This is a genomic window from Mycolicibacterium peregrinum, assembly GCF_001665625.1.
Classification (GTDB): domain Bacteria; phylum Actinomycetota; class Actinomycetes; order Mycobacteriales; family Mycobacteriaceae; genus Mycobacterium; species Mycobacterium peregrinum_B.
This window is the reverse complement of sequence record NZ_LZSY01000117.1, coordinates 1-14,334: the sequence shown is the minus strand read 5'-3', so window position 1 is coordinate 14,334 and position 14,334 is coordinate 1. Positions and strand designations below refer to the sequence as shown.

Here is a 14,334-nt window from a genome sequence, read left to right as displayed (position 1 = left end):
GCCCAGGTCCGCGCCGCCACCACCACCGCGCCCACCCCGGGGTTCGCAGCCGACTCCGCCCAGGTCGGCGCCGCCGCCCCGACCCCCGGCCGCACCCGCACCGGTGCGCAAGCCCCGCCGGCGACGCCACTGGGGCCGTCTGGTGTTGGTGGTGCTGCTCGTCGGCGTGCTGGCGCTGATCGGCGGCGGTGTGTGGATTGACTCGTCACTGCACCGGATTCCGGCGCTGGCCGACTATCCCGAGCGGCCCGGGGCGGCACACGGCACCACCTGGCTGCTCGTCGGATCGGACAGTCGCCAGAACCTCAGCCCCGAGCAGCAGGCCGATCTGGCCACCGGCGGGGACATCGGCAACGGCCGCACCGACACGATCCTCTTGGTACACATTCCCGGGATCGGCTCGGGCACACCGGCCACCATGGTCTCGATCCCCCGGGATTCCTACCTGCCGATTCCGGGCTACGGCGAGGACAAGGTCAACGCTGCGTTCTCGCTGGGCGGGGCACCGCTGCTGGCACAGACGGTCGAGCAGGCCACCGGTCTGCGCCTCGACCATTACGCAGAGATCGGTTTCGACGGTTTCGCCGGCCTCGTCGATGCCGTCGGCGGGGTGACGATGTGCCCGGCCGAACCGATCAGCGACCCGCTGGCCGGGATCGACCTCCCGGCTGGTTGCCAGGAGTTCGACGGCCGTAACGCGCTCGGCTACGTCCGCAGCCGAGCCACGCCACGCGCCGATCTGGACCGGATGATCCACCAGCGCGCGTTCATGTCAGCGCTGCTGCACCGGGCCACCAGCCCGGAGGTGCTGCTGAACCCCCTGCGGTGGCAGCCCATGGCCCGCGCGGCCACCAACTCGGTGGCCGTCGACCAGGACGCGCACGTCTGGGATCTGGGCCGGCTGGGCTGGGCGATGCACGGCGACATGGTGACGACGACGGTGCCGATCGGCGAATTCACCGGCAGCGATTCGGGCGCGGTGGTGGTGTGGGACAGCGACGCGGCAGGTCGGCTGTTCACCGCACTGGCCAACGACGCCGCCGTTCCGGACGACGTGATCGAAAAGCCGCAACCTTGAGCTTAGGCAAAGCTAAATAAAGCAGTAGCAAATTCTGTACAGCAAATGTAATGCGCACCACACGACCCCGGTCCAACTAAGGTAAAGCTGACCTCAATGAGGTCTACCTTCGATGACAACGCGTTCTGACCTGCTATATCCTCGCGATCATGACGATGACCGGTGAACACGACACGAAATTCCACGCACTTGTTCAGGACCAGATCCGTGGCGAGTTCACCGCGTCACAGCAATACATCGCAATTGCGGTTTATTTCGACGGCGCGGATCTTCCGCAGCTCGCCAAGCACTTCTACGCGCAGGCGGTCGAAGAGCGCAACCACGCCATGATGCTGGTCCAGTACCTGCTCGACCGGGATATCGACGCCGAGATCCCCGGTGTCGATGCGGTGTGCAACCGCTTCGACGCTCCTCGGGACGCGCTCGCGCTGGCGCTCAGCCAGGAGCGCACCGTCACCGAACAGATCAGCCGGCTGGCCAGTGTTGCCCGCGAAGAAGGTGACTATCTCGGCGAGCAGTTCATGCAGTGGTTCCTCAAGGAGCAGATCGAAGAGGTCGCGTCGATGGCGACGCTGGTGCGTATCGCCGACCGCGCCGGTTCCAACCTGTTTCACATCGAGGACTTCGTCGCTCGCGAAATCGCCGGCGGAGCGGGTGCGGACGCAGCGGCACCGAAGGCCGCGGGCGGCAACCTCTAGCCCTCAGGTCTTCTCAGTCCCGGCCCGCGCCGGTCAGGCCGTTCTGCAGCCAACTCTTGGTGCGGCCGGGATGATTCGTGGCCACCCACCCCACGCCGATGTCGCGGCAGAACTGCACATCCTCGTAGTGGTCGACGGTCCAGCAGTACAGGGCACGCCCCTGGGCGGCGGCCCGGTCGACCAGTTCTGGGTGCTCGCGCAAAGTTGCGATGGACGGGCCGACGGCGGTGGCCCCGACCGTGGTGGCGGCACTGCCGCCCAGATACCGCGACGTCTCACCGAGCAGCACCGTCGGGAGCATCGGGGCGGCCCGGCGAATCCGCCATACGGCTGCCGCCGAGAAGGACATCACCACCGCGCGGGACAGATCGGCCGAGGCGGGCGCCGCGATTCCGTAGCGGTGCAGCAGCGCCAGCACCTTGTTCTCCACCAACGCGCCGTAGCGCACGGGATGTTTGGTCTCGATGAACAACTTGACCGGCCGGTTCCAGTCGAGCACCAGCGATACGAGGTCGTCGAGTGTCAGCAGCCCGGTGTCTCCGACGGTGCCTTCTGGCGCGTCGTCTTCCTCATCGTCGTCGGAGCGCCCGCCGGCATGCCACGACCCGTAGTCCAGCTGGCGCAACTCGGCCAGCGTCATCTCGCTGACCAGCCCGGTGCCCGTGGAGGTGCGGTCCACCCGGCGATCGTGCACGCACACCAGGTGCCCGTCACGGGTCAGGCGCACATCGCATTCCACGCCGTCGGCACCCTCACGCAGCGCCAGGTCATATGCGGCGAGTGTGTGTTCGGGCTTCTCGGCGGACGCTCCCCGGTGGGCCACCACGAACGGATGCCCAGGCCCCGGGGTCGCCTGCGCAGCGGCTCCGCCGTCGCCCGTTTCCATACGGCCTATGCTGCCGGGTTCTGCCCCTGGGTCTCAACCGGAACGGCGGATTCAGCGGAATCCTCACGATTCTGCGAACTGTCCGCCGCCTCGGTGTCGACCGGGGAAGGGTCGGGAGTGGGTGTCGGATCAGAAGATTCGGGCTCGAGCACCACCCAGCGCCGGACGCTGCGCTCGGCCGTCGCACCGCTGCCCTCGAACCCGACGAACACCTTGGCGGTCAGCAGGAACGCCGCCAGCGCCAGCAGATACCCGACGATCGCGGTCACGGTGTTGTTGGCGATGTTCTGCGGGGTGTTGTTGAAGAACGTCACGTACACGGTGCTGACCATCGATGCGAACGCGACGATCGCGCTGAACACCCAGACGATCCACCACACCACGATCTGGCGACGCAGGTGCGAGAGGCGCCCTTCGAGGGCGGCCAGCTCCCACACGAACACCGGTGCCATCACGAGGTTGACCCCGGGCAGCAGGCAGCACAGCCACAGCGTCCTGGTGCTGCGCGGATCGACCTCACCGTGGGCGGCGTATCCGGCGGCCCGCCGCGTGATGAGCCAACGCACCAACGACACCACCGCGACGACCACGACGCCCATCGCCACCACGCTGGCCAGCAGCCCGATGACCACTCCGCCGATCGCGATCAGCGGATGCAGCAGCACGCTGCGGTTGATCAGCAGCAGCACATAACGAATCACGTGAGCGAACGCGGCGATTCCCAGCACCACCATGGCTGCGACGAGCATGAGGCGTACGGTGCCGGCGTCGGTCTCGCCGTCGGTTTTCTGAGGCTGTTCCTCGAGATCGAACTGCTGGTGCAGTCCCCAACTCGGAATCGAGCGGTAGTGCGGCGTCGGGCCGAGCGGCCGCCGCTGCCTGCGCTGGTGCGGCGGAGGGCCGGGACGCAGGGCGATCCAGCGATAGCCGGGGGCGAGGTGCGGCGGAGTGCGCTGCGCCGTCGGCGCCGTCTGTGCCGGCGACGGAGGCTGGGCGGAAGGTCCCCACTGTGACTGGGGCGACGACGGCGCCGAGGGCGCCATCAACGAACCGCCGCACCGGGGACACCACGACCGCTGCCGGTCACGCACGTTCCAGCGCGTCCCGCACTGCGAACACACCTGGATCATCCGACCAGCCTAGCCACGATCTCTGAACAGGTCCTTGGCGGTCAGACGGTTCCGGCGCCACCGGCGTCGGTGATGACGGGACGTCCGGCCCCGGCCCACGCCAGCATTCCGCCCTCGACATTGACCGGGGTGTACCCGTTGCGGGCCAGATAGTTCGCCACCCGCAGGGAACGTCCACCCGCGTGGCAGATCACGTACAGCTCGGCGTCCGGGTCGATCTCGGCGATTCGCGCCGGCACATCACCCATCGGGATGTGCTGGGCCCCTTCGGCGTGACCGCGTTGCCATTCGTCGTCCTCACGGACGTCGAGCAGCACGACAGCCCCTTCGAACGTGGTGGGTACCGCAGCGATATCTGCCTGCCCGACTTCCACATCGTCCATGCCGTCAATGCTCGCATGCCGATGCCGGTGAGCGCAGCCGCCCCTGATGGCTCGTCGCGGCGTTAGCAACGGAAAGCTATCCACAGTTTCCACAGGTTCATCCACAGGGCGGGCACCTGGAGAAAAGCCCCCGAAATGGGAGTTACTGTGCGGTAGCTGTCCATCACTGTGGATAAACCTGGGGTGTTCACGGCAGCGATCAACAACCACCACCGCCGCGGAGCGAAATTAAGCACTCGGCTAAACCTCGGCCGCCGGCGCGACCGGTCCGGTTTGGGATCAGCCTGATTCCAGGCCCCGTAATCGACGCGGAGGCCGATTTTCCCTTGGCCATTACACGGGCTATGATCGGCGTCACACCAGCTGTTGTGACAGAACTCACTGGGGGGCAAGGATTGATCGTGCAGGTCAGGAGTTTTTGATGGCGTCACATCCGATCGGATCGGGATCGGCCCTTCCGCAGCCTGAATGGCACTCATCCGGGCATCTGCACACCCGTAACCAGTTGATGTCGTTCCTTCGGGCCAGCGTGATCGCCGTGCTGCTGCTCGGCGTGCTGGCCGTCATCGTCTTGTTGTGACCGACGCCCGATCGGGTATACGTGTGGTCGGCGCACGCGTCCTTGCGGTGCGCCCTGCGATGGAGCAATGTTGGCGGTGATCTTGAGTGTCGAACCGTGAGGCTCGAACACGACGATCTCTGACGAACGCCTGGCTCCATCGATCGATAATGAGGAAGGAATCTCGTGGCTGAATACACCTTGCCGGACCTGGATTACGACTATGGAGCGCTGGAGCCCCACATCTCCGGGCAGATCAACGAACTCCACCACAGCAAGCACCACGCGGCGTACGTCAAGGGCGTCAACGACGCCGTCGCCAAGCTCGACGAGGCGCGGGCCAACGGAGACCACGCGGCGATCTTCCTCAACGAGAAGAACCTGGCCTTCCACCTCGGCGGCCACGTGAACCACTCGATCTGGTGGAAGAACCTGTCCCCCAACGGTGGCGACAAGCCGACGGGTGACCTTGCCGCGGCGATCGACGATCAGTTCGGCTCGTTCGACAAGTTCCAGGCGCAGTTCACCGCCGCCGCCAACGGCCTGCAGGGTTCAGGTTGGGCCGTGCTCGGCTACGACAGCCTCGGCGACCGGCTGCTGACCTTCCAGCTCTACGACCAGCAGGCCAACGTGCCGCTCGGCATCATCCCGCTGCTGCAGGTCGACATGTGGGAGCACGCTTTCTACCTGCAGTACAAGAACGTCAAGGCCGACTACGTCAAGGCGTTCTGGAACGTTGTGAACTGGGAGGACGTGCAGAACCGCTACGCGGCGGCCACCTCCAAGACCAACGGCCTGATCTTCGGCTAGCTCCCGTCGACTGAGGGCTGGATCGGTTTTCTGATCTCTCACCAAGGGGCGTCGCGCAGATTGCGTGACGCCCCGCCCTCGTTTCTGGGGACGGTCGTTCTTGGCCGACTCGTTACCGGTCCGGATCCCGTGTCGCCTTGCACCGCCCGGGTTGCTGCCGCATTCTGATCTCATCGACCCACAGACGTGTCGGAGCACCGGCCAACCGGCGAGCCAACACCGATGTCCCGGAGGCGATATGGATACGACGGGGTCCGGCCGGGCGATTGAGATCGCCCCCTTCCATTCCGGCGGTGCACTCAAAGGGTTTGTGGTGCTGGGCCGATGGCCCGATTCCACCAAGGAGTGGGCGCAGCTTCTCATGGTCACCGTGCGGGTCGCCTCGCTACCTGGGTTGCTTTCCACCACAACGATTTTCGGGGTTCGGGAGGAATTGCCCGAGACACCCCGCCCCGGCACCGTCGGCATCGTCATCGCAGAGGGTCCGGTAGTCGGCGAATCCGCCGTCCCGCCCGGGTATTTCGCCGAGCACCAACCGCCGGCACTGCTGATGTTGCATCCGCCCTCGGAGACGACACCGTCGCTTCCCGAGTGCACCGGCGCCGCTTCCGGCTGCGTGTTACTGCCCGGCCTTCCACATCTCGGACTGGAACACCGCGCGGCCTGGGTGGAAGCCGAATCCGACGGCACGGTGACGTCGATGGTCAGCAGGGTGGGTGTTGATCCGATCAGTCACCCCGATACGGCGATTCTGGCGATGCTTTTGGCGGCGTAGGTACACCAGGAGCGGGACATCTTCTCCAACAAGGAGAGTCCAGCTTCCGAAAATGGATAAGAAACCTGGCGGGTCGGCCAGACAGCGGCTATGGTCCTCTAGATCAGCGAAGGGCGGAAGCCCCGCAATCGTCGTGTCGACATGCTGGCCTTGAGCCCGGCCGACAACCTGCGATGCGGTGGGCGACACCTTCGACCGTATATGGGTGAGCCGCGCAAGCGGCAGGTATCGGCGGTGTGTCGAAAGGTCGCCATGTCCGCAGGCGCAGGTGTCAGCGTCAGAGCAGGATCGCCGATGTCGGCGACCCGGCACGGGCTCCAGATAGCCGTGGCGTCCCGCCGCAACCGTCCCCGTACCCGCATTTGTGCCAATGATTGTCTGGCGACGACGGAAACCTCCGCCTGTTTCCGCCCGGCAACTACCTTCCGGAATCGGTCCCAGAATCCAGCCGGCCCCGTCTGGCTATCGCGCGCGAGGGGGTTGACGGGCATTCCACCGCCCAACCTGTAACGTGTTCCACGTCGTCCGACAACGGCCTCGCGCGGAATCCGACGCGACCGGCGGTCGGCACTCTAGCAAATATCTGTTTCCGCTAGTCACGGCCCTGCTTCGGTTGCCGGCCAAGATGTTGATCATGATCGGGCGCCCCTGTGCTCGCAGCTCACCGCGCCCAATACAACGCAACCGTCACCTTTTGCATTGCCAGACGGTGCAATCCCGCCTACCCCCCACGGCGAAGGTCCGGGTATCCGCAGCCGAGGGGGTCAAAACGCAAAGCCAGTTTAACTTTTGTGGCGTTTGCACTTGGTTGTCGTCACAACACTCGCTACGATGGTCAGCAAATACGCCGCCTAATTCGTACCGCTCATGAAGCATGTGGAGGTCAAATCGATGAGCAAGACGTTCGCCGCCCGCCTAAACCGCCTGTTCGATACGGTTTATCCACCTGGGCGCGGACCCCACACGTCTGCCGAGGTGATCGCCGCACTGAAGTCTGAGGGCGTCACCATGTCGGCTCCGTACCTGTCCCAGCTCCGTTCGGGCAACCGGACAAACCCGTCGCAGGCAACCATGGCCGCACTTGCCAACTTCTTCCGGATCAAGCCTGCCTACTTCACCGACGACGAGTACTACGAGAAGCTCGACAAGGAACTGACCTGGCTGGCCAGCATGCGTGACGAGGGGATCCGCCGGATCGCTGCCCGTACTGTCGGGCTGTCCAACGAAGCTCAGCAGGATCTGGTCCAGAAGGTCGATGAACTGCGCCGCCGGGAACACCTCGACGACTGATTCGTCGGTTTCGGCCGGCACCTTCGCGCGCTGAAACCCACGTCAGTGGGGACCATTCGGTTCCCACTCGCGCGGGTTTCAGCTGCGCTTCGCCGCGCCGTTCATTTCCCGGTACCGCTCGGAAATCGCGAGAATCCATTCCCGGTCGGAATACGATTCGGGCTGGCTCAACCAGGCGAGCCCCGGAAACTCGGAATCCTTGTCACCCTCGCGGGTGTCGTAGATCCACTGGGCGATAGCCTTGGCCTGCTCCCGCGGTGGCACGTCGGGTCGCTCCACCTCGTCCAATTGTGTTGTGTCACTTGGCTCTCCCGATCCGCTTGAACCACGCGGCGCAGCCGTCTGATGCTGCCGCGCATCAGCGGCGGTCGCCTCCAGGTAGAGCGCATCGGAGATCAGCGACATCCGTTCGGCGACGCGGAACACCAACGGTCCGCGCGGACGTACGCCGATGCCGACATCGGGCTGGCGCCGGGCCAATTCGTTCAGAAGCGGCTTGATGGTCCGTAATTCGTGGTGCGCACCGAACCAGTCCTCGACGCTCGGCAGCAGCGATCCGGCGGCCACGATGACCATCGCACAACCGAGAAGGGTGGCCGCGGCGCCGACTCCGACGGGTTCGGTCCGGCCCACCGCTCTGAGTAGGACGAAGCCGCTGGCAGCCACGATCAGCACCATGCCAACGGTGAACAGGAACAGCGCCCGCCCACGCCGGCTGCGATTCGAGTAACGCAGGCCGGCCCAGACCACCAGGGTGAGCGCCAGGAACACGTAGAGCAGTGGCAGCAGCCACGAAGCACCGTGGGACCCCAGGTCCCGGCGCAGGTATTCGGCCGGGGACATCTCCGGTTGCCTGCCTGCGGCGAAGAAGATCACCAGGCTGATCACCGCGACGACGCCGGCGATGCCGTACTGGATCAGCGCGATACGACGGGTGAGCGTGGCCGAACGGCCCGAGGAAGCAGTCGTGATCATGACGCAACTGCCTGCCGCACAGGCGATCAGCGCGACCTGGCTCAGGCCGGCCGCGATGTTGGGCCAGTGCACCACCGTGTCGATCAGCAGGGCGAGCGGCTCCCAGTTCAGCGCGGCTACGACACCGAGGCTGCCCAACGACAGGATCATCGCGGAGCTCACCAGGGATTGCTTGTTGACCAGAGCCCAACCGATGCGCAGGCCGGTAGCCAGACCGAGTAGGCCGGCGATCACCCAGACGATCAACCAAACGCCTCTCCGAGGCGGACCTGCACGATCGACGACCGGTCGGACGGCAACCGGCCGAGGCGGTAGAGCAGGAGCGCGGCGAAATCCTCGGCCTCCTGCTCGATGTCCTCGCCGTTGGGCCCCATACAGCCGGTCCGCTGGTTGAGCATGTAGCTGATCAGATCCGAGGTGGCCACCTCGGCGGTGGCGGCCGCTGCGTCGACGATCGAGATGCCTTCGTGGCCCAGGACCAGGTGTCCGAGTTCGTGAGCCAGGGTGCGGTCCCAGGCCGGCAGACCCTGCTGGATGAGGAAGACGTCGCGGTCGGCGTACTGCCGCCACTGCCCGCACACCCCGGGTGGAAGTTCGGCCATGGTCAGCTCGATGGGTCTGCCGCGATCTTCACTCACCGCGTCGACCAGACGGGTCAACGTGACTTCACCCTGTCGCGGGGCGAGGTCGAGAACCTCGTTGACAGCGCGGGTGACGCTTCGACTGGCGGACATGATCCCCCCCTTTCCACCCTGGATTCTTCCAAGTCGTGCTAACTCATGAACCGACTGGCATCGATTCGGACCGTACGGCCGGCTTTCGCCTGCCGGTAGCCCACGAATCCACCGAGGCCGGTCAGAGCCATCATCCCGGTAACCCCGGGCAGCGCCACTGCCGCGAGTTCCATCGTGTTCGCGGTGCGCAGGTAGTCCGCGTACCCCGCCCGGAACGCCACGGGCATCGCGGCGTCCAACCCGACAGCGGCGGGCGGCGGCGACCCGGAGCGCATCTTGATGCTGGGTTGCACGGGTCCCGACCACGGCCCGGACTGCGGCCCGTGGTCAGAGCCCGGAGCGCCCAACGGCACCGCGAGCGGCGGCACGATGACCGGCAGTGCGATCACCGGGACGGCGATCGGCGGTACCCCGGCCGCTGCGGCCAGTCCGGGCGGGGGTGGCACGGCCGCGTCGGGAGCCTGTGTCTGCGCGACGGGTATCTGGAGGACCGGTGGGCGCGGGAAGTCGAAGGGAGTCGGGACACCGGGACCCCACTCACCGCCACCGCGAGTAGGTCCGCCGATCAGCGTCGTGGTCGTCGCACTTGTCGGAGACGTCGTAGCCGAGGTTGTCTCGGTCGTCGACTCGGTCGTCTTCGTGGTCGTCGGCTCCGTGGACTTCGTGGTGGTCACCGCGGTCGACTCCGTGGTCGACGTCATTTGAGTCGTCGAAGGCGTAGTGGGCGCAGTTGTCCCCGGTGTCGTTGTGGCCTCGGAAGTGGTCGGCTCGGCAGAAGTCTCCGACGGGTTTGAGGTGGGTGGCGTCTCGGTACCGGAGGCCGTCGCGGTGGCCGTCCCCGTGCCTGTCCCCGTTTGCGGGGGCGTGCCGGTCCCGGAGGGCTGGCCCGTTCCCGACGGTTCACCCGTGTCCGTCGGTTTGCCAGTTGGCTTGGTCGGTCGGCCCGTCGGCTTGGTCGGCTTGCCCGTGGGCCGGGTGCCGCTGTGGGACGGACGCGTGCCCGGCGAGCCGCTGCCGTCGCTGTCCTCGCCCTGGGAGTCGCCGTCCCGGCTATGGCCTTGGCCGTGGTCCTTGCCGCTGTGCCCGTCATGGCCATTGCCGGCACCATTCGAGGATCCCTGGCCGCTGTCGGGCCGACCCCGATCGGGATCGGCAAATGCCAATGCCCCTCCGACACCGGCGGTGATCAGGCCCGTAAGCACCAGACCGGTCGAGGCGGCGACGCGCAACCGCGAACGCACGTTGTCACCACCCTTTCGCGCACCGCCCAACAGCTTCGATTGATGAATCTGATTCTTGCACAATCGGGCAGTCCAAATTTGCTAGCTGAGGCGATTACCCGGGCCCGTAGCGGGGAGCCGCAGCAGAGCAAATCCACCGGACGATACTGTGGGTCTGCAGCAGTTCTGCGGTGACCACGAACACACGACGAATTGACCGGGAGGCAACCGCAATGGGCCTGTTCACGCGACGAAAAAGCCGCGCCACCCGCCGCGCCGAAGCCCGCGCCATCAAGGCGAAGGCCAAGCTGGAGGCCCGGCTCACCGCAAAGAATGAGGCTCGTCGCATCAAGTCCGATCAAAAATCTGCGCAGCGGGCTCTCAAAGCTCAGGTCAAAGCGCAGCGGGACAGTGACCGCAATGCCCTCAAAGTCGCCGAGACCGAGTTGAAGGCGGCCCGCGAAGGGCGCCTGCTCTCCCCCACCCGGATTCGCCGCGTGCTCACCGTCACGCGTTTGCTGGCACCGGTGCTCGTGCCCTTGATCTACCGGGCCGCCACGGCCGCCCGTGGCGCCCTGGACGAACGTCGCGCTGATCGTCTCGGCGTCCCGTTGGCTCAGCTCGGTCAGTTCTCCGGGCACGGCGCCGAGTTGTCCGCGCGCATTTCCGGGGCCGAGCAGACCCTGCGCCAGGTCGCCGACAAGAAACCCAAGGACGCCGAGACCAAGCAGTTCGTTTCGGCGATCAACGAGCGCCTCACCGATCTGGCCGCAGCCGTGACGGCCGCCGAGAACATGCCGACCGCGCGCCGCCGGGGTGCCCACGCGGCGATCACCGCTCAGCTCGACGGCATCGACGCCGATCTGATGGCGCGGCTCGGGTTGGTCTAGCTCAGCTCCATGGCCGGCGCCGCCCGTATCGACTCCGCAGCCCCGCTGCGCGGTACGGCCGTCGGCGCACTCACCGCTGCGCTGGCCATCGCCGCCCATGGCGTCGCCGGGGGCGGCCTGCCGGACGGGGCCGTGGCCGCCCAACTCCTCGTGCTCTCGGTGACATTGGGTGCGCTGGCCGCGAACCTGGCCGCCGCGAACCGCACCGTGGTGCTGTGGGGCCTGCTGGGCGCCGGCCAACTGCTGGCGCACGCGTTGTTGGCCACGGCCGGTCACGTGCACGACGCTCAGCCGGGCCTGGCCATGTTCGGCACGCATGTGGCCGCGGTATCGCTCGGCGCGGGTCTGATCGCTTGTGGTGCGCGCCTTTCGGCTGCGGTTTCGCGGGTGGTCCGTGTGATTGTGCGGAATGGCCGCGTCGCACCCGAATCGGCTGCCGGCGGCACGGCACGCAGCGCCGATCAGCCGTTGCACTCCGCCCGTCTCCTTGCCGCTTCGGTGTCGCACCGGGGTCCGCCGGTCGGCGTCATTGCCTGACCATCCGACCCGACCCACGAAAGACACCAATGCAACCCTTTACCGGGGCGTCCTCGCGCGCCCTACTCGCGACCTCCGCGGTGGCCGCCGCCGGTCTGCTCACCGCCGCGCCGGCCTGGGCCCATGTCCACGTCGATGCCGACAATCCGACGCCGGGGACCACCTCGGTACTCACCTTTCGGGTTCCCGGCGAGTCCGATACCGGTGCGCTGACAACACAATTGAAAGTCGACCTGCCGAACGTGGCCTCGGCCCGCACCGAGGTGATGCCGGGCTGGGCCGCCAAGCTTGACCGTGACACCGCGGCGGGCACGGTCCGGACGGTGACGTGGACGGCGGCGCCCGGGGTAGGCATCTCATCCGAGCAGTTCGCGCTGTTCCGGGTGTCGGTCAAGCTTCCCGACGCGGCGACCGCGAGCTTTCCCGTCACCCAGACCTACTCCGACGGCTCGGTGGTCCGCTGGGATCAGCCGCCCCTGCCCGACGGCAGCGAGCCCGAACATCCGGCTCCACAGCTGGCGCTCACCGGAACCGAGGCCGCTCCGGCGCCCAGCCAAACCGCTCCTGCCGTCGCACAGCCCGCAGGCACCGTCGACAATTCCGCACGATGGCTCGCCGGCGGGGCGTTGATCGTGGCAGCAGCCGCGGTGGTCGCGTCCCTGCTGAACCGGCGCCGGTCATGAGCCGCCTGCCGGCCGCCATTCTGAGCGGACTGATCCTGGCCGCGTCCGCACTGCTCGGCGCCCCCGCGGCGTCCGCACATGCGGCCCGGATCGCGACCGACCCGGCCGAACATTCCTCGCTGAGCAGCTCACCGCCGCGGGTGAGCGCCACGTTCAACGAGGCACTGCAGCCCGCCTTCGCCAACATGACGGTTGTCGGGCCGGACAACAACCTGTGGTCCGAGGGCGATCCGACGGTGGCCGGCGCGGTGCTCAGCGTCGGGGTCCGTCCGCTCGGCCCGGCCGGAACGTACACGGTCAATTACCGGGTGACCTCGGCCGACGGGCACGTGGTTTCGGGTTCCTGGTCGTTCGACCTGACGGTGGCCGGATCGGGCACGCCGGGCGCGGCCGCGTCGGCGCCTGCGCAGTCCGACAGCGGCATCGTGGTGTGGCCGTTCGTGCTGGTCGCCGCCGTCCTCATCGGCGGCGGAGCCTGGTGGGCGGTCCGGCGCCAGCGGTGACCGGCGCGCTGATCCGGGCGCTGGCTGACGGCGCCGCCATCGTGACCCTCGGCCTGGCTGCGGTGCCGCTGCTCGAATCCGACCGTTACCGCGCCGAATTGTGTCGCAGAGCCGCGGGACCGCTCGGGCTGGTGGCAGCCGCCTGGCTGTTGGCCGAGGTCGTGCGGCTGACTGTGGAGGCGGCGCAGACCGCGGGCGTCGGATTCTGGCAGATCGGCGTCCACACCCTGACCGACTTCGGCCTCCACACGACCGCAGGCCGTTCGGGGCTGGTCGGTGTGGTGGCCGCGTTGATCGTCGCTGCGGTGGCGATCCTGGCCCCGCGAGGTGCGACCACAACCGTCGTCACGCTCGGTCTGGCCGCAGTCGGTATGGCCGCCAGGACACTGGCCGGGCATCTATCCGAGAGTCCCGTCGGCGGAATGGCCGTGGCGGTGCACGCATTGGCCGCCGCGGTGTGGTGCGGCGTCCTCGCCGCCTTGGTGCTCACCGTGACGCACCGGGGTCAGTGGGCGAGGGTGTTGCCCAGGTTCTCGCAGTTGTCGCTGTCGTGTGTGGGCGTGCTGCTGGTCGCCGGCGTGGCCGGGGCGGCGATCAGGTTGAACTCACCTGCCGATCTGTGGACGACCGCCTACGGTCAGGTGTTGACGGCCAAGGTCCTGGTGACCGCGGTCTTGTTGGTGTTGGCCTGGCGTAACCGGGCGCAGTGGCTGCCTGCGGCGCGGGCCCATCGCAGCAGCGCCGCACTGTCGCAGAACCGTTCGTTGGTGGAGTTGGGCATCATGGCTGTGGCGGTCACGCTCGCCGCGGTTCTGGCCGTCACGGGTTGACCGCTGCGGCGCCTGGCATGATGGGAAACACTGCCGGCCCTACCCACCGCGCTCGCGCGGAACACCGGACACTGCAAAGGAGCAGCCAGATGGCAGAGCAGCAGGATCAACCCGCCGAGAAGCCCGAGACCGGGGCCGAGTCGGCTGCGGCCGACGCATCAGCGGCCGGCGCGGATCCTGCTCCGCCCACTCCGGCCCCCAAACCCGGCCCTCCGCCGGCCAAGAAGGCCGCTGCGAAGAAGGCCCCCGCCAAGAAAACCCCGGCGAAGAAGGCCCCGGCCAAGGCCGCCAAGAAGGCCGCGAAGAAGGCCCCCGCCAAGAAAGCCGCAGCGAAGAAGGCCCCGGCCAAGAAG

Annotated in this window: 17 protein-coding genes and 1 pseudogene; 12 read left to right on the top strand and 6 right to left on the bottom strand. The window is 67.2% G+C overall.

Annotation, left to right across the window (positions count from 1 at the left end; translation table 11 throughout):
* A partial coding sequence (locus A5779_RS18985; RefSeq protein WP_413784925.1) for an LCP family protein occupies positions 1–1,078 on the top strand: 1,078 nt, incomplete at its 5' end.
* A 149-nt stretch (positions 1,079–1,227) separates the two neighbouring features.
* Positions 1,228–1,776: a ferritin gene (locus A5779_RS18980; protein WP_064884542.1), complete on the top strand. Its 549-nt coding sequence runs from the start codon at positions 1,228–1,230 to the stop codon at positions 1,774–1,776.
* Between the two features lie 13 nt (positions 1,777–1,789).
* On the opposite strand, the gene A5779_RS18975 is transcribed toward A5779_RS18980, so the two are convergent.
* From A5779_RS18975 to A5779_RS18965, 3 genes are read right to left on the bottom strand one after another with little or no spacing between them, the layout of a single operon-like run.
* Positions 1,790–2,662 carry a glycerophosphodiester phosphodiesterase gene (locus tag A5779_RS18975; protein ID WP_064884539.1) on the bottom strand — a complete coding sequence of 291 codons (873 nt, stop codon included), beginning with the start codon at positions 2,660–2,662 and terminating at the stop codon, positions 1,790–1,792.
* Between the two features lie 5 nt (positions 2,663–2,667).
* Positions 2,668–3,792, bottom strand: coding sequence for a DUF4328 domain-containing protein (locus A5779_RS18970; protein ID WP_064884537.1), 1,125 nt, complete (start codon positions 3,790–3,792; stop codon positions 2,668–2,670).
* A gap of 41 nt (positions 3,793–3,833) precedes the next feature.
* Positions 3,834–4,175 carry a rhodanese-like domain-containing protein gene (locus A5779_RS18965; RefSeq protein WP_064884535.1) on the bottom strand — a complete coding sequence of 114 codons (342 nt, stop codon included), beginning with the start codon at positions 4,173–4,175 and terminating at the stop codon, positions 3,834–3,836.
* Positions 4,176–4,596: 421 nt separating this feature from the next.
* Here A5779_RS18965 and A5779_RS33590 point away from each other — a divergent pair, with 421 nt between their 5' ends.
* The 4 genes from A5779_RS33590 (at position 4,597) to A5779_RS18950 (ending at position 7,609) form a co-directional block, all read left to right on the top strand.
* On the top strand, positions 4,597–4,755 hold the full coding sequence (locus tag A5779_RS33590) for a hypothetical protein (protein WP_165609202.1): 159 nt from the start codon (positions 4,597–4,599) through the stop codon (positions 4,753–4,755).
* Between the two features lie 165 nt (positions 4,756–4,920).
* The gene (locus A5779_RS18960; protein WP_003883955.1) at positions 4,921–5,544 is read left to right on the top strand and encodes a superoxide dismutase; all 624 of its coding nucleotides are present in this window, start codon (positions 4,921–4,923) and stop codon (positions 5,542–5,544) included.
* Positions 5,545–5,782: 238 nt separating this feature from the next.
* Positions 5,783–6,319 (top strand): hypothetical protein, encoded by a 537-nt coding sequence (locus A5779_RS18955; RefSeq protein ID WP_064884533.1) that lies wholly within the window; start codon positions 5,783–5,785, stop codon positions 6,317–6,319.
* Between the two features lie 891 nt (positions 6,320–7,210).
* Entirely contained in the window at positions 7,211–7,609 is a 399-nt protein-coding gene (locus A5779_RS18950) for a secretion protein EspR (protein ID WP_055120869.1), read from the top strand.
* A gap of 78 nt (positions 7,610–7,687) precedes the next feature.
* On the opposite strand, the gene A5779_RS18945 is transcribed toward A5779_RS18950, so the two are convergent.
* The 3 genes from A5779_RS18945 to A5779_RS34565 are packed head-to-tail and all read right to left on the bottom strand — an operon-like array spanning position 7,688 to position 10,559.
* Positions 7,688–8,830: a hypothetical protein gene (locus tag A5779_RS18945; protein WP_064884531.1), complete on the bottom strand. Its 1,143-nt coding sequence runs from the start codon at positions 8,828–8,830 to the stop codon at positions 7,688–7,690.
* Complete coding sequence (locus A5779_RS18940; RefSeq protein WP_055118736.1) at positions 8,827–9,318, bottom strand: ImmA/IrrE family metallo-endopeptidase; 492 nt, start codon at positions 9,316–9,318, stop codon at positions 8,827–8,829. Before A5779_RS18940 ends, A5779_RS18945 begins: the two co-directional genes overlap by 4 nt.
* Before the next feature lie 38 nt (positions 9,319–9,356).
* Positions 9,357–10,559, bottom strand: a complete 1,203-nt coding sequence (locus A5779_RS34565; protein WP_064884546.1) for a hypothetical protein — start codon at positions 10,557–10,559, stop codon at positions 9,357–9,359.
* Between the two features lie 212 nt (positions 10,560–10,771).
* Here A5779_RS34565 and A5779_RS18930 point away from each other — a divergent pair, with 212 nt between their 5' ends.
* The 6 genes and pseudogenes from A5779_RS18930 to A5779_RS18905 form a co-directional block, all read left to right on the top strand.
* Entirely contained in the window at positions 10,772–11,428 is a 657-nt protein-coding gene (locus tag A5779_RS18930) for a DUF6474 family protein (RefSeq protein WP_064884529.1), read from the top strand.
* Between the two features lie 9 nt (positions 11,429–11,437).
* A complete protein-coding gene (locus A5779_RS18925) occupies positions 11,438–11,965 on the top strand; it encodes a hypothetical protein (protein WP_064884526.1) in 528 nt (175 codons plus the stop codon).
* Between the two features lie 29 nt (positions 11,966–11,994).
* The gene (locus A5779_RS18920; RefSeq protein ID WP_064884524.1) at positions 11,995–12,648 is read left to right on the top strand and encodes a YcnI family copper-binding membrane protein; all 654 of its coding nucleotides are present in this window, start codon (positions 11,995–11,997) and stop codon (positions 12,646–12,648) included.
* Positions 12,645–13,151, top strand: a complete 507-nt coding sequence (locus A5779_RS18915; RefSeq protein ID WP_064884522.1) for a copper resistance CopC family protein — start codon at positions 12,645–12,647, stop codon at positions 13,149–13,151. Before A5779_RS18920 ends, A5779_RS18915 begins: the two co-directional genes overlap by 4 nt.
* A complete protein-coding gene (locus tag A5779_RS18910) occupies positions 13,079–13,981 on the top strand; it encodes a CopD family protein (protein ID WP_082941752.1) in 903 nt (300 codons plus the stop codon). Before A5779_RS18915 ends, A5779_RS18910 begins: the two co-directional genes overlap by 73 nt.
* Positions 13,982–14,070: 89 nt before the next feature.
* Positions 14,071–14,334 (top strand): annotated as a pseudogene (locus A5779_RS18905) (hypothetical protein); the annotation flags it as partial.